Annotated in this window: 16 protein-coding genes; 11 read left to right on the top strand and 5 right to left on the bottom strand. The window is 69.5% G+C overall.

The features are described 5' to 3' along the window. Window positions 1-12: 12 nt before the first annotated feature. Window positions 13-1,089 carry a hypothetical protein gene (locus OHB24_RS41445; protein WP_327636447.1) on the top strand — a complete coding sequence of 359 codons (1,077 nt, stop codon included), beginning with the start codon at window positions 13-15 and terminating at the stop codon, window positions 1,087-1,089. Here OHB24_RS41445 and OHB24_RS41440 read toward each other — a convergent pair. Beyond that, entirely contained in the window at window positions 1,076-1,801 is a 726-nt protein-coding gene (locus OHB24_RS41440) for a class I SAM-dependent methyltransferase (RefSeq protein WP_327636446.1), read from the bottom strand. The genes OHB24_RS41445 and OHB24_RS41440 overlap by 14 nt on opposite strands. A 119-nt stretch (window positions 1,802-1,920) precedes the next feature. On the opposite strand from OHB24_RS41440, the gene OHB24_RS41435 reads away from it, so the two are divergent. After that, complete coding sequence (locus tag OHB24_RS41435; protein ID WP_327636445.1) at window positions 1,921-2,706, top strand: electron transfer flavoprotein subunit beta/FixA family protein; 786 nt, start codon at window positions 1,921-1,923, stop codon at window positions 2,704-2,706. A gap of 17 nt (window positions 2,707-2,723) precedes the next feature. Beyond that, a complete protein-coding gene (locus tag OHB24_RS41430) occupies window positions 2,724-3,689 on the top strand; it encodes an electron transfer flavoprotein subunit alpha/FixB family protein (RefSeq protein ID WP_327636444.1) in 966 nt (321 codons plus the stop codon). A gap of 531 nt (window positions 3,690-4,220) precedes the next feature. Here OHB24_RS41430 and OHB24_RS41425 read toward each other — a convergent pair. From OHB24_RS41425 to OHB24_RS41415, 3 genes are read right to left on the bottom strand one after another with little or no spacing between them, the layout of a single operon-like run. Then, window positions 4,221-5,819: a hypothetical protein gene (locus OHB24_RS41425; RefSeq protein ID WP_327636443.1), complete on the bottom strand. Its 1,599-nt coding sequence runs from the start codon at window positions 5,817-5,819 to the stop codon at window positions 4,221-4,223. A gap of 59 nt (window positions 5,820-5,878) precedes the next feature. Next, window positions 5,879-6,349 carry a pyridoxamine 5'-phosphate oxidase family protein gene (locus tag OHB24_RS41420; RefSeq protein WP_327636442.1) on the bottom strand — a complete coding sequence of 157 codons (471 nt, stop codon included), beginning with the start codon at window positions 6,347-6,349 and terminating at the stop codon, window positions 5,879-5,881. Continuing rightward, window positions 6,349-6,942 carry a dihydrofolate reductase family protein gene (locus OHB24_RS41415; protein WP_327636441.1) on the bottom strand — a complete coding sequence of 198 codons (594 nt, stop codon included), beginning with the start codon at window positions 6,940-6,942 and terminating at the stop codon, window positions 6,349-6,351. The genes OHB24_RS41420 and OHB24_RS41415 overlap by 1 nt, the downstream gene beginning before the upstream one ends. Before the next feature lie 105 nt (window positions 6,943-7,047). On the opposite strand from OHB24_RS41415, the gene OHB24_RS41410 reads away from it, so the two are divergent. From OHB24_RS41410 to OHB24_RS41380, 7 genes are all read left to right on the top strand, one after another. Continuing rightward, the gene (locus tag OHB24_RS41410; protein WP_327636440.1) at window positions 7,048-9,615 is read left to right on the top strand and encodes an ATP-binding protein; all 2,568 of its coding nucleotides are present in this window, start codon (window positions 7,048-7,050) and stop codon (window positions 9,613-9,615) included. 48 nt (window positions 9,616-9,663) lie between these two features. Further along, window positions 9,664-10,866 (top strand): cysteine desulfurase family protein, encoded by a 1,203-nt coding sequence (locus OHB24_RS41405; protein WP_327636439.1) that lies wholly within the window; start codon window positions 9,664-9,666, stop codon window positions 10,864-10,866. Further along, entirely contained in the window at window positions 10,866-11,954 is a 1,089-nt protein-coding gene (gene mnmA, locus OHB24_RS41400; protein ID WP_327636438.1) for a tRNA 2-thiouridine(34) synthase MnmA, read from the top strand. The genes OHB24_RS41405 and mnmA overlap by 1 nt, the downstream gene beginning before the upstream one ends. Beyond that, window positions 11,951-12,928, top strand: coding sequence for a methionine synthase vitamin-B12 independent (locus OHB24_RS41395; protein ID WP_327636437.1), 978 nt, complete (start codon window positions 11,951-11,953; stop codon window positions 12,926-12,928). Before mnmA ends, OHB24_RS41395 begins: the two co-directional genes overlap by 4 nt. Window positions 12,929-12,963: 35 nt before the next feature. Next, on the top strand, window positions 12,964-15,066 hold the full coding sequence (gene ligA, locus OHB24_RS41390; RefSeq protein WP_327636436.1) for an NAD-dependent DNA ligase LigA: 2,103 nt from the start codon (window positions 12,964-12,966) through the stop codon (window positions 15,064-15,066). 97 nt (window positions 15,067-15,163) lie between these two features. Beyond that, window positions 15,164-16,657, top strand: a complete 1,494-nt coding sequence (locus OHB24_RS41385; protein ID WP_327636435.1) for a PT domain-containing protein — start codon at window positions 15,164-15,166, stop codon at window positions 16,655-16,657. A 67-nt stretch (window positions 16,658-16,724) separates the two neighbouring features. Continuing rightward, window positions 16,725-16,913 carry a hypothetical protein gene (locus tag OHB24_RS41380; protein ID WP_327636434.1) on the top strand — a complete coding sequence of 63 codons (189 nt, stop codon included), beginning with the start codon at window positions 16,725-16,727 and terminating at the stop codon, window positions 16,911-16,913. A gap of 73 nt (window positions 16,914-16,986) precedes the next feature. Here OHB24_RS41380 and OHB24_RS41375 read toward each other — a convergent pair whose 3' ends face one another. Further along, window positions 16,987-17,631, bottom strand: coding sequence for an amino acid-binding protein (locus OHB24_RS41375; protein ID WP_327636433.1), 645 nt, complete (start codon window positions 17,629-17,631; stop codon window positions 16,987-16,989). Window positions 17,632-17,844: 213 nt separating this feature from the next. Here OHB24_RS41375 and gatC point away from each other — a divergent pair, with 213 nt between their 5' ends. Next, window positions 17,845-18,141: an Asp-tRNA(Asn)/Glu-tRNA(Gln) amidotransferase subunit GatC gene (gatC, locus tag OHB24_RS41370; RefSeq protein ID WP_327636432.1), complete on the top strand. Its 297-nt coding sequence runs from the start codon at window positions 17,845-17,847 to the stop codon at window positions 18,139-18,141. Window position 18,142 lies beyond the last annotated feature (1 nt).

Raw genomic sequence — 18,142 nt, 5'->3', positions numbered from 1 at the left:
AGGAGAAGTAGCGTGGCGGACCAGGCTGCGATCGGTCCGGCCGATCAGGCTGCCCGGTCGCTGCTCGACCAGGCCGCGGCCGACAACTCGATCACGCAGGCGAGGACCCGCGCGGTCGACCCGGTGCCGATCGTGGCCGAGCCAGTGGTAGCCCGCAGCGCTACGTTGGAACCAGTGCTTGAAACGAACGAGTCAGACATGGGCGTGAACACCAGCGTGAACCCGGAAGCACAGGCAGACGGCAGTACGGCAGCGGCACCGGTTGCGGGCGCGCGCCGCCGGTTGTCGCCACGCCCGGTCCCGGTCAGTCGGCGTAGGAGACCGCCGGCCCCGGAGACCGAGGCGACCGCAGTGGCCACGGACGAGGAACGGACCCCGGCTGAGGAGATGGACGACGTGGGTACGCAGGACGAGAAGGCTGAGTTGAACCCGGCCGCCGACAAGGCCGAGACCGCCGGCACCGAGACCGGTACCGGATCGGGTGCGGCGACCGCGACGAAGACTGCCCGGCCGAAGACGGCGGCGGAGATCGTGGCGGAGCAGCGGGCCCGGGAGAAGGCGGCGGCCGGGGCCCCGGCAACGGACGCGGCCGGCTCGGAGGACGCCGCGACCGGTCAGCCGGATGCCCCGGCGAAGGACGCCTCGAAGGGCGCTGCTGCCGACAAGGAGCCGGTAGCGGCGGCCACTGGTGCGGGCGCCGCGGCGGGCAAGCCTGCCGCGAAGCCGACCGGTGCCTCGGGCAACAAACCGGCGGGCTCCTCGGGACCCGGCATGGGCAAGCAGGCGCTGACCTCGGTCGGCTCCGGTGTCCGGAAGCTGCGCAACCTGATCGCGTCGCTGATCTGGCTGGTCGCGGTGCTCGCGGCCGCGGTCCTCGCGCTCGGTGCGTTGTTCACCGCGCTCGACCAGACCAACCAGAGCAACGAGATCGTGCGCTGGATCCTGGAGCGCGGTCACGACCTGGTCGGCCCGTTCAAGGACCTGTTCCGGCTCGAGACCGCGAAGAACACGCTCCTGGTCAACTGGGGGATCGCGGCGCTGGTCTACCTGATCGCCGGCAAGATCGTCGAAAAGATCATCCGGCCGTAGCGACCAGCACGAGATCGAGAGATTCGTCCAGGTTTCCTGGGCGGATCTCGAAGTCGGCGTACGTCGTACCGCGCACGAGTCCGGCCAGGTTGTCGTCCCACTGGTCGTGCTCGGCGGCGAGCTGCGCGTCGACACAGGATCCGTACCGCGTCTCCCAGGACGTCAGCCGTTCGCCGTGGTGGAGTCCGAGAGCCTGCGTGATCTCGAAATGCGGCTCGAGGAGTTCGATGAACTCGGCGGCGGTGAGTTCGCGCGTGTGGTACCAGTTCCCGCTCGGGAAGGTCAGGCGGTTCGGCGTACTGAGGACCAAGGTTCCTCCGGGCGCGAGAACGCGCGCGCACTCCGCGACGAACCGCGGCTGCTCCCAGAGGTGCTCGATCGTCTGCAGTGAGGTGACGGTCTCGAACGCGTTGTCCGCAAAGGGCGTCTGCACAAGGTTGCCCCGCGCGACCTTGATCTGTGGATAAACGCGGCGGACGTGCCGCAACGTCGTATCTTCATAGTCGAGACCGGTCACCGGGCTCGCTCCGGCGAGCCGGAGCAGTTCCGCGCCGTAGCCCTCGCCGCAGCCGGCGTCGAGGATCCGGCCGGTCCCGATCGGCAGGTGGGCCGTGATCCAGCGATAGGCGGCGTCATGGCGCGCGAACCAATAGTTCTCGTGCCAGATCCCGGGCGCGGTCCTCTCACCGGTCAGCGGTAACGTCTCGGTCACTGACTCAGCCTAGTCGTCCACGCGACTGTGATCGGACTCGCACCGCCGTTATGTTTCTCGTGAGTAACATCCGTGGCAGGCTTGGCAGAGACCGTTAACCAGAAGGGGTCCCACACGCTATGAAGATCGTCGTCTGCGCGAAGTTCGTGCCGGATGCCACCGCGGACCGCCGCTTCCGCCCGGAGGACAACACGGTGGACCGTGCGGGTGTCGACGGGCTGCTGTCCGAGCTGGACGAGTATGCCGTCGAGACCGCATTGACCGTGAAGGAGGCCGGGGACGACTCTGTGGTGACCGTTCTCACGGTCGGCCCCGAGCAGGCTGCGGACGCGGTGAAGAAGGGTCTGCAGATGGGCGCCGACGCCGGTGTCCACGTTCTCGACGACGCGATCCACGGTTCGGACGCGGTCGCCACCTCGCTGATCCTGTCCAAGGCGCTGGGCAAGCTCGAGGCGGACCTGGTCGTGTTCGGCATGGGTTCGACCGACGGCGGGATGGGTGTCGTGCCGGCGATGGTGTCGGAGCGGCTTGGCCTGCCGGCCGTGACGCTGGGCTCGGAGGTGACCGTCGACGGGCAGACCGTGCGGATCCGCCGTGACGGTGACACCGCGAGCGAGACCATCGAGGGCACGCTGCCGTTGGTGCTGTCGGTGTCGGACCAGGCGAACGAGCCGCGCTACCCGTCGTTCAAGGGGATCATGGCCGCGAAGAAGAAGCCGGTCGAGACGTGGTCGCTGGCCGACCTCGAGCTGACCCCGGAGCAGGTGGGCGGCTCGTCGGCGTGGACCGAGGTGGTCGAGGTGACCGCCCGTCCGGCGCGGACGGCCGGCACGATCGTCACCGACGAGGACGGTAGCGGCGCTGCCGGGCTGGTCGAGTTCCTGTCCACGAACAAGTTCCTCTGAGGGGTGCGGGTCTAGTTATGTCGAACGTTCTGGTTCTCGTCGACCACACCGCGGGTGTGGTCCGCAAGACGACCGCCGAGCTCCTCACGATCGCCCGCCGCCTCGGCGAGCCGGTCGCAGTGTTCGTCGGTGAGGGTGTCACTGATGTGCAGGCGGCGCTGCCGGCTCTCGGGCAGTACGGCGCGACGAAGGTGATCGCGTTGTCGAACCCGGAGCTCACGCAGTTCCTGGTGGCGCCCAAGGCCGAGGCGCTGGCGCAGGTCGCGGCGAAGATCGAGCCGTCGGCGATCCTGATCTCGTCGAGCGCCGAGGGCAAGGAGATCGCGGCCCGGCTCGCGGTCAAGCTGGACTCGGGCCTGATCACCGACGCCGTCGACGTCGTCGCTGCCGATGGCGGCGCTGTCACGACGCAGTCGGTGTTCGCGGGCAACTTCACCGTGCAGGCGAAGGTCACGCATGGCACGCCGATCATCACGGTCAAGCCGAACGCCGCCACTCCCGAGGCCGCCGAGACCTCGCCGGAGGTGGAGGAGTTCGACGTCACGATCTCCGACGCCGCGAAGACGGCGCGGATCGTGGAGTCGAAGCCGCGGGAGGCGACGGGTCGTCCGGAGCTGACCGAGGCCGCGATCATCGTGTCCGGTGGCCGCGGTACCGGCGGTGACTTCGCCCCGATCGAGGCGTTCGCCGACTCGCTCGGTGCCGCTGTCGGTGCGTCGCGCGCGGCGGTGGACTCGGGGTGGTACCCGCACGCCTACCAGGTCGGCCAGACCGGCAAGACCGTGTCGCCGCAGCTGTACGTCGCGGCCGGTATCTCCGGCGCGATCCAGCACCGCGCCGGCATGCAGACCTCGAAGACGATCGTCGCGGTCAACAAGGACCCCGAGGCCCCGATCTTCGAACTGGTCGACTTCGGCGTGGTCGGAGACCTCCACAAGGTCCTCCCCACCGCCACCGAAGAAGTCACCAAGCGCAAGTCCTGACCCCGCGCCACCAACAGCCCGGCTCGGCCCCCCGAGCCGGGCTGTCCCATTCCCGGAGGGGATCTCCGGCGCTTGTGATGCAGGTGTGGGTGGTTGGGCTGCTCCGTCGACCTCTCGACCGCCGTGCCGCAGTCACCCGCGTTTCCTCGAGTCGTAGATTTCGGCGGTCAAACGCAGCCTCGATCCACGACTCGACGGTCCAGTGGCCAACGAAACGCCACGACTCGGCGCGATCCCGGACACACGGCAGGCGTTCCGCGCGAACCGACCCGCCCCTTCGACGCTGCCCCACACCATCTCAGCACAGCCGGGGTTATCCCCTCCTGTGCAGGGTTCTCCGTGCGTGTATCAGTAGAGAACCCACAACGCGAGGAGATAACCGGTCGTCTGCTCGACGCGTGCCACCTGTCGCACGACCCCGGATCGGGCGATCACCACCCGCACATCGGACCGGAGAGCCGGATCTCCTGTCCGTTGTCGACAGGGGAGAAGGTTCTGCTGGCCGCCTTTGGTGTGAACGGATCCGGTGATTCAGGTGGTTAGTTGCTCGCGGATGGTGGTGAGGTCGTCGGCGATGGCGGTCTTTCGGGCGTCGGCGTTGTTGAGGTAGTTCGAGAGGGCGGTCGCGGCCGTCGTGCAGCGTTCGTTGAGGTTGGCTACCTCTCCGGCGGCTCTGGTCTTGTCGTTGTTGATGGCGCGCCGCAGCTGCACATAGCTGTTGAGGCCGAAGGCCATCACGACCAGGCCGACCAGGATCCAGAACCAGTGCAGGAGCAACCCGAGCCCGACCGCCACCACCGCGCCGCCGACCAGCAGGCCGATCGGAGTGGCGCGCTGGCCAGTGGACATGACTCCGGCGGCTGCCGTGAGCGATGACGTCGCCTTGCCGAGTTCGAGCTGGTCGGGTCCGTCGGCGCGGATGGTGATCGCGTGAGTGCCGCTGCCGATGGAGACCTGCGACGGGCCCGGGAGTTCGGCGGTCTGTGCCACGGTCTCGACCGCGGGCAGCACCAGCGGACCGACGACGTGCAGGGCGGCGGTCGACAGGTGCGGGTCGGCGGACAGGCTGAGGTCCTCGGTGAGCAGCGCGTCGACCGTGCCGGCAGAGTCCTCGAGCGCCTGGGCGGTGGGCTCGGCGGCCCCGCTCACCCGTGCACGCAGTACGGCGATCCGGGCCAGGGTCTCGCGCTCCGGCTCGCTGCCCTCGGAGATCAGCAGCCGCAGCATGGCCGCGGCACTGTCCTCGGCCGGCTCGTTGTCGGCGTCGGCTGACGACTTGGCCTTGCGACGGGACGACTTGGCGTCGTCCGGGGTGCTGTCGGTCTTGCGGGTCTCGGGGTAGTTCAGGTCGGGGTCGGGTTCGCGGGCCTCGGTGTTGCCGAGGATCGTCTCGACGGCGTTGCGGATCCGGCTCAAGCGGTTCGCTGCGTCGTCCTGCGGCTCGGTCTCCTTGAGACGAGGCCCGCTCGAGCGGCTGGAGCTGCCGCGGTTCTCGAGTCGGGACAGCCACCCGCCGTCGGGGGACGCGGCCGACTGCAGTCGCTTCACCACGAGCTCTAGACCGTCCGCCCCGAACCCGCCACGCGCAGCTGTCGTCCACAGCACCCGCTGCACCCTGGTCAGCGTTCCGTCTGCGGCCGGTACGCCGAACGCGACGTCCAGCCACTCGTTCTGCACCTGGTGCCGCTGCCCGAGCACCGCAAGCGCCAGCGACAGGTAGATCGACGTACGGCGCTGGTCGAGTTCCATCGCCGTACTGATCGCCTGCTCGTCCGGCGTGGAGGCGTGCAGGGAGATCAGTGCCTGGGTGGCGGGGCTCAACCAGTACCGGGCGACAGGTGCGCCGGCCTCCGGAATCTCACTGCTGGACGCCATCGCGGAGAGCACCCGGCTGGCGTAGCGGCGGAGCTCGGCGGCGTCGACGAAACCGGCGGTCTCGTGGCGGAGGTCGGACAGCTCGACGAACGCGTCGAACGCACGAGACATGCTGTCCACGCGGCTCTGCAGGCTGCCCTGGACCCGGGACAACTGGGATCGGAGGCTCGAGGCCTCCTGGCGCGCGTACGACATCTCGCTCTCCAGGTTGGAGAGCTGCTGGTTCTGCTTGCGATCGGTCCACCAGTCGTTCATGTCCTGCCTTCCGCTCAACCAGACGTTGCTCTCCGGCAGGATTGCGTGTCAGCGGGTCATCAGGCCCACACGGGTCGCCGCGAGTCGAGCCCGGTGCCGTACTCCGGGTCGCGGCCCGTGACCAGGATCCAGTGCTCGGTGGCGCGGGCGCGGTACAGGCGGAGGTCGTCGCGCAGTTCGTCGGCGGAGAACGCGCGCAGCTCTGCGTGCCGCGACGAGTAGAGCGTCGCGCACGCTTCCAGCTCGTCGTCCGGGACGAGAGCGGCCTTCGCCCGGAAGTACACCGCCGACGCACCACCGATCGGCACGGTCGAGTCGAAGATCGCGATGCTCACATCCGGCCGCTCCGCGAGGTTGCGCGAGTGCAGCGAGTTCGGCGACGACGCCCAGTAGAACGTGTCGTGCCCGTCCGGTGTGAAGTACACCGGCGTGACCCAGGGCAGCCCGTCCGCGCCGACCGTTCCGAGTGCCATGTACTTGTTGGCTTCGATGACCGCCGCCGCACGCCGGTCGAGGATCTCCTGTGTCATCACAGCTCCTGATGAGGTACGTCGTACGTCAGGTGGGTCGCGTTCGGTGTGCTTGTAGTGTCCCGTGGCACCAGCCGGATCGGTGTCAGCGTGGTCCGCTCGAACAGCGGGGTGCCGTCGCCGAGCACGATCGGCGCGACGTGGACCCGCAGTTCGTCGACAAGCCCGGCGTACAGGTACTGCCGGCACAGGTGCCCGCCGCCCATGATCATCACGTCCCGCGCACCCGCCGCGGCCCGTGCGAGTTTGAGCGCGGCCTCGATCCCGTCCGGCACGAACTCGAACCAGCCGTCGAGGCGGACCCGGCTCGGCGGATTCGAGGTCACCACATAGATCGCCGGCCGCTCGCCGCTGAACCCGTCGGCGCTCCAGCCCCGCGGCCCGTCGATGAGGTCGAACGTCCGCCGTCCCATCAGTACGGCGCCGATGTTCGCGCTGGTGCGCTCGAACGCCTCGCGGTCGGCCTCGGCCTCGCCGGCGAGCCAGTCGTGCAGCGGATCACCGCCGATCCCGAGGCCGTGCGTGAGGTCCGCTCCCGGTCCGGTGACGAATCCGTCGAGCGACATCGTGATGTCCAGCAGTACGCGTCCCATGGTCTTCTCCTGATTCCGAGGTTGTGCTTCCACAGTCGGCGCGGGTGCCACGGAAAGTCGTCCGTACCGGCCACGGAAGGACCACGGATCCCGCATGATGGGCCAATGGCTGGTCCGAAGGACGTGTCGGCGCGAGAGGCCGAGGTACTCGCGGCGCTCGCGGGCGACCGCTCGAACGCGCAGATCGCCCGGCGACTGCACATCAGCATCCGGACCGTCGAGAGCCACATCTCCTCGCTGCTGCGCAAGTACGGCGTCGCGGACCGGCACGAGCTCGCCGCGCTGGCGGACGTGGCCGAGTCACAACCTCCGGGCTTCAGTACGCCGGCCGGACCGGGTACGACGTTTGTCGGCCGCGAGCATGACCGCGCACAGCTGACCAGAGCACTCGGCAGCAACCGCCTCGTCAGCCTGCTCGGACCTGGTGGCGTGGGCAAGACCCGTCTGGCGCTACGCGTTGCAGCGGACGTCGCCGACAACTACCCCTACGGCGGTGCGGTCGTCGATCTGGTCCCGGTACGTCCGGGCTTTGTGGTCGCTGCGGTTGCCGAAGCGCTGCAGGTCACGGAGCAACCACCGCAGACGCTCGCGGACGCCGTACTCGAACGGCTCAAGCGCGGCCGCACTTTGCTCGTCCTGGACAACTGCGAGCATCTGCTGGACGACGTGGCGGGTCTGGTCGCTCGCATCCTGACCGAGGCGACCGAAACGGCAGTACTGGTCACGAGCCGCGAGCGTCTCGGCGTGGCGGGGGAGCGGCCGGTGCAGCTGGGGCCGCTGACGCTAGGAGCTGAGGCAGAGCAGCTCTTCCGCGACAGGGCCGCTTTGGTCGCGCCTGAGGTGGCAGATGACAGTGAGCTTGCTCAGAAGGTGTGTGCCGAGCTGGACGGCGTACCGCTGGCTATTGAGCTGGCTGCGGCTCGTGCTGGGTCGCTGGGTCCGGACGGGCTCTTGGCGGCGCTGGACGATCGGCTGCGGCTCCTGTCCGGAGGACGTGGTCCGAACGAGCGGCACAACTCTCTGGCGCAGGTGATCGGCTGGAGCTACGAGCTGCTTGGTGACGACGAGCGTCGGCTGTTCCGGCGGCTGGGTGTGTTTGTTGGTGGGTTCGACCTCGCTGCGGTTGCTGGTGTGACGCCGGGCAGTAGTCGGGGCGAGCTGAGCGACCTCCTGGGTCGGCTGACCGACAAGAGCCTGCTGCACCGTAGTCAGCACGCGGGGATCAGTCGCTGGCGGATGCTGGAGACGGTGCGGGTGTTTGCGCTTGAGGAGCTCAAGGACGAGTACGACGAGGTTGCGGCGCTGCATGTGGCTTGGGCCGATCGGTTGGCCACCAAGCTCGAGGAGCGGTTGGAGGCGGGGGAGGAGTGGCAGCAGGAGTTCGATCTGCTGGCTCCGGACCTGCGGGTGGCGAGTGGCGGCGTACGGTCCCTTGCTCGCAAGCTCGCTCATCTGACGTTTGCCCGGAGGCGGTTTCTGGAGGCGCGTGAGCATTACCTGGTCGCTGCTGCGAACGCTGCGGACGCGGGGGAGCGGTACGACGATCGGCGTGATGCCGCCGATGCCGCGATGGTTGTCGCGGATGGTGGACACGCCTACCAGTTGATGATGCGATCGGCCGCGGACGGGATCCTGGACGCCGCCGGGTACGCGGTCACCATCCTGAACCGCTACGAGATGACCCGCCCGGCCGAACTACCCGAAGACCGAGGAGCAAGCCTGCTTCCTGACGACGCGGACGGCAGTGTGCTGGTTCGGGTGGCGTGGGCTTGGGTGGATCGGTTCGGGGTTGCGTCGGCGGAGGCTGCGGTGGCGGCCGCTCGGCGGGCGGAGCAACCGTTGGATCTGATGAGCGCTCTCGACGCTCACGGCACCGCGCTCGCGGCGGCCGGGCGGTTGCGTGAGGCCGACATGGCGGCGAAGGAGCGGATGTCGCTGGCCGCGACCCTTCCCGCGCACGACCCGCGTGCGGCGGCCGAGATCGTCGACGCCTTCCACGTCGCCTCGACCACGGCGATCGCGGTCGGTGACATCGTCGAGGCCGTCCGGCTTGCGCAGCTCATCGGCGACCCGGTGCACGGTCACCCGTACATCACCGCCCCGCGCAAGGTGCGCGCCTACGCGCTCGCCGGCCGGTTCGAGGACGCCGTACGAGCTGCCGACGTGATGTGGAACGGCTGGCGGGCGGCCGGATGCCCGCCGCGGGTCTGGATGGCCTCGGCCGCCGCGACGGCCGCGCTCGCTCACGGACTGCTCGGCAGCGGTCAGGACGCGGTCTGGCAGGCCCGCGCCCTCGAGATCGCCCGCGTAACCGACCCAACCGACGACCGAGGCCTAGCCGCCCCCGCCGCCTTCGTAGAAGCCCGCCTCGCCATCCACCACCACAACACCGACTCGGGTGTGGTTGAGCGGGCGTTCGCGCCTTTCCGCGAGCCGTGGTGGATTCCGTACGCTCATGCCGCCGGGGCGGAGCTTGCCGTGGTGTCTGGGCGGCCCGACGCGGCGGAGTACCTGGAGCGGGCGGTGAGTGAGAACGCCTGGGCGGCGGCGGTCCTGCGAAGGGCTGAGGGGCGCCTGACGGGGGACCGTGACGTCCTGCTGGAGGCGGCCGGGATCTTCCGCCGGATCGGGGCCCGGTTCGAGGAGCGGTGCACGCTGGATCTCGCGCGCTGACTCCCGAGGAGCGGGAACATCCGTGCCGGACATACCCTTGAAACCGATATGACTGCTTCCGACCGTCGCACGGTGTACCTGGACCACGCGGCGACGACCCCGATGCTCCCGGCCGCGATCGAGGCGATGACCCATCACCTCTCCCGGACCGGTAACGCGTCGTCACTGCACGGCTCCGGCCGGTGTGCGCGGCGGACGGTCGAGGAAGCCCGCGAAGCGATCGCCGCGGCACTCGGCGCCCAGCCCAGCGAGATCGTGTTCACCTCCGGCGGCACCGAGGCGGACAACCTCGCACTCAAGGGCCTGTGGTGGTCCCGCCTGGCGGCCGATCCCCGCCGGCGCCGGATCCTGCTGAGCGGCATCGAGCACCACGCGGTCCTGGACCCGGCGGTCTGGCTCGGTCTGCACGAGCACGCCGAGATCGAGTGGCTCCCGGTCGACGAGCTCGGTCGCGTGCGTCCGGACGACGTACGGCGGGCCGTCGAGCGCGACCCGGAGTCCGTGTCGTTCATCACGCTGATGATGGCGAACAACGAGGTCGGCACGCTCCAGCCGGTCGCCGACGTCGCCGCGATCGCGCAGCAGTACGGCGTACCCGTGCACACCGACGCCGTGCAGGCGATCGGGCAGGTGCCGGTGGACTTCGGTGAGCTGGGCGTGGACGCGATGACGGTGTCCGCGCACAAGCTCGGCGGTCCGTACGGGATCGGGGCGCTCGTCGTCCACAAGGAGACGCAACTGACGCCGATCCTGCACGGCGGGGGACAGGAGCGCGACGTACGGTCCGGCACCCTCGACGCACCCGCGACCGCCGGGTTCGCCGTGGCGGCCGAGCACGCCGTGAAGCACCAGGCGGAGGAGGCCGGCCGGCTGACCGAGCTGCGGGACACCCTGATCGCCGGCATCACCGGCACCGTCGAGGGATCGCTGCTGTCGGGGGACCCGACGGACCGCTTGCCCGGTAACGCACACTTGTCGTTCAGCGACTGCGAGGGCGACTCGCTGTTGCTGCTGCTCGACGCCCGCGGGATCGAGGTCTCGACCGGGTCTGCGTGCAACGCCGGGGTCGCCGAGCCGAGTCACGTGCTGCTGGCGATGGGGTACGACGACCAGCGGGCCCGCGGCTCGCTCCGGTTCACCCTCGGGCACACTTCGACCCAGGCCGATGTCGACGCCGTCCTGGACAACATCGGACCGGTCGTAGAGCGCGCGAAGTCCGCCGGTCTGCAGAACGTGGGAAGGAACACCTGATGCGGGTACTCGCAGCCATGTCCGGCGGAGTGGACTCCGCGGTCGCGGCCGCGCGGATGGCCGAGGCCGGGCACGACGTGACCGGCGTGCACCTGGCGCTCAGCCGCAACCCGCAGTCGTACCGCAGCGGCGCGCGGGGCTGCTGCACGATCGAGGACTCGCGCGACGCCCGCCGGGCCGCGGACGTGATCGGCATCCCGTTCTACGTCTGGGACCTGGCCGAGCGGTTCCACGCCGACGTGGTCGAGGACTTCGTCAGCGAGTACGCCGCCGGCCGGACGCCGAACCCGTGCCTGCGCTGCAACGAGAAGGTCAAGTTCAGCGCCGTACTGGACCGGGCCCTCGCGCTCGACTTCGACGCGGTCGTGACCGGGCACTACGCACGGATCGTGGACACGGCTGACGGTCGTGAGCTCCACCGAGCCGTGGACCCGGCCAAGGACCAGTCGTACGTGCTCGGCGTACTGACGCAGCAGCAGCTCGCGCACGCGTTCTTCCCGCTCGGCGACACCGTCAAGACCGAGGTGCGCGAGGAGGCCGAGCGCCGCGGGCTGTCGGTGGCGGACAAGCCGGACAGCCACGACATCTGCTTCATCGCCGACGGCGACACCCCGGGCTTCCTCAGCTCGCAGCTGGGCGAGGCGCCGGGCGACATCATCGATGCACAGGGCAAGAAGCTCGGCGAGCACCAGGGCACGCACGGCTTCACCATCGGCCAGCGCAAGGGCCTGCGGATCGGTACGCCGGCCTCGGACGGCAAGCCGCGCTTCGTCCTCGACATCAGCCCGGTCGACCGCACCGTGACCGTCGGATCCCGCGAGGAGCTGGCCGTCTCGCAGCTCACCGCGTCGAAGCCCCGCTGGTGCGGCCCCGCGCCCACTGATCGAATGACAGTGAAGGCACAGCTTCGGGCCCACGGCGACGAAGTGTCTGTCACCGCTTGGCTGGACGGTGATCAGGTCCAGGTCACCTTCGACGAGCCGACCTCGGCAGTCGCACCCGGACAGGCAGTCGTTCTGTACGACGGCACGCGCGTGATCGGATCCGCGACCATCGACACCGTCGAGCGAGTCACCGCCGCCGTATGACAACCACCGGCCTGGGCTCGCTCCCCGGCGATGACATCCGCGGGTGGATGCCCGCCGTACTCGAACTGGTCGACCTCCCGTTCCTGCCTGAGCTCCCAGCGCGTCCGTACGGCGACATGCTCAGCCGGAGCGTCGCCGTACTGACAGAGCTGGCTGCGGACCTGCAACCGGCCGGGTGGCGGCTGACCGGTGGTGGGAACTCACGGGCGAGTTTGGACCAGCGGCGGGCCCGGGCGCTGCTCCACGAGGACCTGGACGTGCTGGAGGAGTACGCGGACGGGTATCAGGGGCGGCTGAAGGTACAGGTCACCGGGCCGTGGACGCTGGCTGCAGCGGTGGAGCGGCCGCGTGGGGACAAGGTGCTGGCCGACCACGGCGCGCGGCGGGACCTGGCCCAGGCTCTGGCGGATGGCGTGCAGCAGCACGTGGCCGACGTACGGAAGCGGGTTCCGGGGGCCGAGGTCGTGCTGCAGGTGGATGAGCCTGGGCTGCCCGCCGTACTCGCGGGAGCTGTGCCGACCGCGTCCGGCTGGAGCAAGCACCGGTCTGTCGACGGGCCTGGTGCTGTCGAGCTCCTGAGCCTGTTCACCGCGGGTGCACCAACCGTCGTCCACTGCTGCGCCGCCCGGCCTCCGATCGAGGTCTTCACCAAGTCTGGCGCTGCTGGGGTGGCCGTCGACACGGCCCTGCTGAACACGGCGGCCTGGGATCAGATCGCCATCGCCGCCGAGGCGGGCACCACGATCTACGCGGGCGTCGTACCCACCACCGGTGCGCTGCCGTCCGCCGAGAAGGCCGCAGACCCGCTCGTACGCCGCTGGCGCGAACTCGGCCTCGACCCGGAACTGCTGAAGAAGGTCGTCATCACGCCCGCCTGCGGGCTCGCGGCCGCTCCGTCACCGGCCGATGCCAGAGCGCGGTTGAAGCTCCTCCGCGACATCGTCGAAGTGGTCGGCGAAGCCGCCGACGATTGAGCCAAAATGTCGGTGACCCCCTGTAAATTCACCTCATGAGCGAGATCGTGGGGGCGCCCGCCGAGGTCCGGACGCGGCATGCGGAGCTGAGCCAGGAGATCGAGGACCACCGGGCGCGGTACTACCTGGCCAGCCCGATCATCTCGGACGCGGACTTCGACGTGCTGATGCACGAGCTGCAGGGCCTCGAGGAGCAGTACCCCGAGCTCCGGACGCCGGACTCGCCCACCCAGAAGGTCGGCGCGCCGATCTCCACGCTGTTCACGCCGGTCGACCACCCGATGCGGATGGAGAGCCTCGGCAACGCGTTCTCCGCCGAGCAGATGGAGGCCTGGGCGAAGCGGCTGGAACGCGAGGTCACGGTCCAGCAGATCCACGACAGCGGATTCCTCTGCGAGCTCAAGGTGGACGGCCTCGCCCTCGACCTGGTCTACGAGAACGGCAAGCTGGTCAGCGGCGCCACCCGCGGCGACGGCCGCACCGGTGAGGACGTCACGCCGAACGTCCGGACGATCAAGGGCATCCCGGAGCAGTTGCGCGGCGACGACCTCCCGATGTTCCTGGAGGTCCGCGGCGAGGTCTACTTCCGGGTCGAGGACTTCGAGGAGCTCAACGCCCAGCTCGTCGAGGCCGGCAAGGACGTGTTCTCGAACCCGCGGAACAGTGCGGCCGGTTCGCTGCGCCAGAAGGATCCGCGGGTCTCGGCCGGCCGGCCGCTGCGGTTCGTCGTGCACGGCCTCGGCAAGGTCGAGGGCCACCACATCGGCCGGCTCTCGGAGGCCTACGACCAGCTGAAGACCTGGGGCCTGCCGGTCAGCGACCGCGCCCGCCGGGTCGGCACGCTCGACGAGGTCAACGAGTTCATCGCGTACTACGGCGAGAACCGGCACTCGGTGGACCACGAGATCGACGGCGTCGTGGTGAAGGTCGACGAGGTCGATCTGCAACGCGCCCTCGGATCGACCTCGAGCGCCCCGCGCTGGGCGATCGCGTACAAGTACCCGCCGGAAGAGGTCAACACCAAGCTCATCGAGATCGAGGTGAACGTCGGCCGCACCGGCCGGGTCACCCCGTTCGCGCACATGGAGCCGGTCCGCGTCGCCGGGTCCACCGTCGAGTACGCGACCCTCCACAACGCCAAGGAGGTCGCCCGCAAGGACGTCCGCCCGGGCGACACCGTCGTACTGCGGAAGGCGGGCGACGTGATCCCCGAGGTCCTCGGACCGGTGGTGGACCTGCGTCCCAAGGGCCTGCCGGCGTGGAAGATGCCGACCAGGTGCCCGTGGTGCGACACCGTGCTGGCGCCGGCCAAGGAGTCGGACGTCGACATCCGCTGCCCGAACTCGCAGTACTGCCAGGGCCAGCTGCGGGAGCGGCTGTTCTACCTGGCCGGGCGGTCCGCGTTCGACATCGAGGGGCTCGGGTTCAAGGCGGCCGACGCGCTGATCCGCGGCGGGCTGATCGCCGACGAGGGCGACCTGTTCGCGCTCACCGAGGAGAAACTGGCCGAGAGCGAGTTCTTCACCACGAAGGCCGGCGCGCTGTCGGCGAACGCCCGCAAACTGCTGGCGAACCTCGAGGAGGCGAAGACCAAGCCGCTGTCCCGGGTGCTGGTCGGGCTGTCGATCCGGCACGTCGGGCCGACCGCGGCGGTGGCGCTGACCGAGGTGTTCCGGACCATCGACGACGTCCGCGCGGCCAGTGAGGAGCAGCTGGCCGAGACCGAGGGCGTCGGGCCGACCATCGCGCAGGCGATGATCGAGTGGTTCCAGGTGCCGTGGCACCAGGCGATCGTGGACAAGTGGCTGGCGTCCGGCGTGGTCATGCGCGAGGAGCGCACCGGCCCGACGCTGCCGCAGACGCTGACCGGGCTGTCGGTCGTGGTGACCGGGACCGTCGAGGGCTTCAGCCGGGACGAGGCGACCGAGGCGATCGTCGGGCGCGGCGGGAAGGTCGCGAGCTCGGTGTCGAAGAAGACGTCGTTCGTGGTCGTCGGCGATTCGCCGGGATCGAAGTACGACAAGGCCGTCCAGCTCGGCGTACGGATTCTGGACGCCGCTGGGTTCCGGGTGCTGCTCGAGGACGGTTCCGAGGCGGCCGCCGGAGTGGCGACCACACCGAAGGCCGACGAGTCGTAACAATTTCGGCAGTCCGCGAACCGGACGGATCCGGCGGCAGCCCTGAGCCGTCCGACTGTTAACTTTGCACGTCGACACCTGGTCAGAAGGAGCAAATATGACGACGCCGCCGCAGGGACCATGGGGTCCTGGGCAGCCGGGGGGCCAGCCAGGCGGGCAGCACGGGGGACAGGGTGGCCAGCCGCCACAGCAGGGCGGCGGCTGGGGTCAGCAGCCCCCGGGCCAGGGCCAAGGTGGTGGCTGGGGTCAGCCGCCGCAGCAAGGCCAACCGCAGCAAGGCCAGCCCCCGCACGGTCAGCCGCCGCAGCAGGACCAGCGCCCGCAGCAGGGCGGCTGGGGCCAGCAGCCTGGGCAACAGGGGCAACCTGGTCAACCTGGTCAACCTGGACAGCCGCAGCAGGGACAACCGCCGGCGGGTGGCTGGGGTCAGCCGCCGCAGCAGGGTGGCGCCTACCAGCAGCAGTCGTGGGGCCAGCGCCAGCAGCAGCAAGGCGGCTGGCACCAGCAGCAGGGCGGTCCGGGCCAGCAGTGGCAGCCGGGCGGTCCGGGTTCCAAGGGCCCGGGCGGCATCAGCAAGGAGAAGCTGCCGCTGGTGATCGGCGGCGGTGTGGTCGGTCTCGTGGTGATCGGCCTGCTGGTGTTCCTCGGGATCCGCGCGTTCGGCGGCGACGACACGCCGACGTCGAACCCGACGACCACCGAGCAGCCGACCGGTGAGCCGACCGGCAACCCGACGACTTCCACCTCCGGCGGTCCCGGCCAGAACGGCGAACTCGGCAACGCGACCGGCCAGGCCAAGACCGCGACCGAGAAGTTGCAGGGCCTCGGCTTCGGCTGCAGCGACCTGTTCAACACCGGTCAGGGCGCGCACCGCGGCTGCTTCAAGACGGACGGCCGCAAGGGCGCCGAGGCGATCTTCCAGTTCCAGTCCGACGGCACCATCGTCGCGGTGCGGCTGCAGGCCGAGGACGACGACAACTTCAACAACGCCCAGGTCGCCTTCGACCAGGTGCTGCAGGCGCTCGGCAACGACACCTTCGGCGCCGACCAGGTGAAGAAGGTCCAGGACGCGGTGAAGACCGGTCAGCGTTCCGACGAGGTCGGCACCACCTGGGGCGAGTTCCAGCTCAGCAACCAGGGCCAGAGCGTCCGGCTGTCCGGTCACAAGTCCGGCGAGGACTCGATGGACCTGCCGGACCAGACCTTCGACACCACCCAGGCGCAGCTGATCACGGCGCTGAAGGCCAAGGGCTACGTCTGCACGACGTCCTGCAAGAAGGACATCGGCAAGTACGGGTACCAGCGGGTCTTCTTCTACGCGAGCAGCGGCAAGGGCATCAAGGACATCGAGGTCAGCGCGTCCGGTGAGGCGGCGGACGCCAAGAAGGCGCTGCCGGCTGCTCTGGGCGACGCGTTCGGCGCCCTCAAGGGCGGCAACATCGCGGCCGTGAAGTCGTACGTCGACGCGCACAACGACGGAAAGCCGTACGCTGCTTATGTAGGCGGCTGGAAGGTCGAGATCAGTGGGAACAGCTCGGCCAGCTACACGTCGCAGCAGGTCTCGATCTCGTACGAGTCGTTCTACGCCTGATCAGCAGCACGGAAGCAGCACGGAGGACCGAGTGAAGTTCCCCCGGGAGAAGCGGGAGTCTCGGACGATGGCCCAGCCACCGCCCGAGGCGCTCCAGCGGGTCGACGGCGGTGGGGCCTGGGGTCCCACCCAGTTCGACCTCCCGGACCGGAACGGCAGCAACAGCCAGGCGATCCTGATCGTCAGCCTGGTCGGCGTCGTCGTCCTGCTGATCATCGCGGGCCTCTGGGCACTCGCGTACTTCCAGTTCACCTGAGCCACAGCTTCACCTGAGACACAGCAAAACCCCCGCTCGCAGCGATTCGGCGAGCGGGGGTTTTCGCGTCGGGTCAGGCGGTGGCGCGGATGGTGACGGCCAGGGAGGCCAGGTAGGAGAGGCGGGCCACCTCGGAGCCGAGGAACTCGGGGCCACCGCGGCGGCCGATCACGAGGACGCGGCGGTCGGACTCCAGCGGTGCGGCGACCAGCACCGACTCCGCGAGGCCCTTGTGGTCCGGGGCCTCCAGCGTCGTGGCCTTCTCCATCGGGAGCCAGCGGCCCGCCACGTCGCCGAACTCCGGCGTCGCGCTGGTCTCCAGTGCGACCTTCACCTCGCTGCCGGTGCCGTCGAGCAGCGCCGCCCAGTCCGCGTGCAGCACAGCCGGTGACTGTTCGACCAGGATGTCGATCGCGTCCGCGGGTGCGGACGTCATCTGCTCGACCGCTTCCAGGTCCATGTGCAGTCCGCCGCCGGCGCCGTACCGCGAGAACCAGATGACCTCGACGTCGGCTACGCCGTTGCAGGCGGAGACCAGGCGGTCCGGGAGCACGCCCGGTGGCAGGTCGACCACGATGTCGTCGACGGCGGTGCCGTTCTCCCGCCGGTGCTCGACGATCTCGATCGCGTGGATGTCGGCGTCCACCTCGCCGAGGGCCGTCGCCACGACGCCCAGCGAACCGGGCCGGTCGGGGATGATCAAGCGCAGCAGGAACACCGAACGATCATCTCCCAGCCGATCACCTTGTGCATAACGCCTTGTCGCCGCCCATGTTACAGAGCGGTAGGCAGAGACACGCCGACCCATCTCATCCCGCCGTTGTCCACAGCCCAGGGGGCGACGCAACGTGCCTGTCACAGCGGCCCACTAGGATGGCTCGGGTCGCGGCGGAACACGCTGCGGAAGTCCTGCGAACCATTGGATCAGTTCATGCCATCGATTACCCGCGAAGAGGTTGCGCACCTGGCGCGACTGGCGCGGATCGAGCTCTCCGACGACGAGCTCGACCACCTTGCGCCGCAGCTCGACCAGATCATCACCCTGGTCGGGCAGGTCAGCCAGGTGGCGGCGGACGACATCCCGCCGACCTCGCACGCCCTGCCGCTGACCAACGTGATGCGCGCCGACGAGAACGTCCCGTGCCTCACCCCCGAGCAGGCGCTGTCCGGCGCGCCGGCCGCGGAAGACCAGCGTTTCCGGGTGCCGCGGATCCTGGAGGAGGACTGAC

The sequence above is a fragment of the Kribbella sp. NBC_00482 genome, assembly GCF_036013725.1.
Classification (GTDB): Bacteria; Actinomycetota; Actinomycetes; order Propionibacteriales; family Kribbellaceae; genus Kribbella.
Note: the sequence above shows the minus strand (reverse complement) of the source record. Positions and strands in the feature narration are given on the sequence as shown.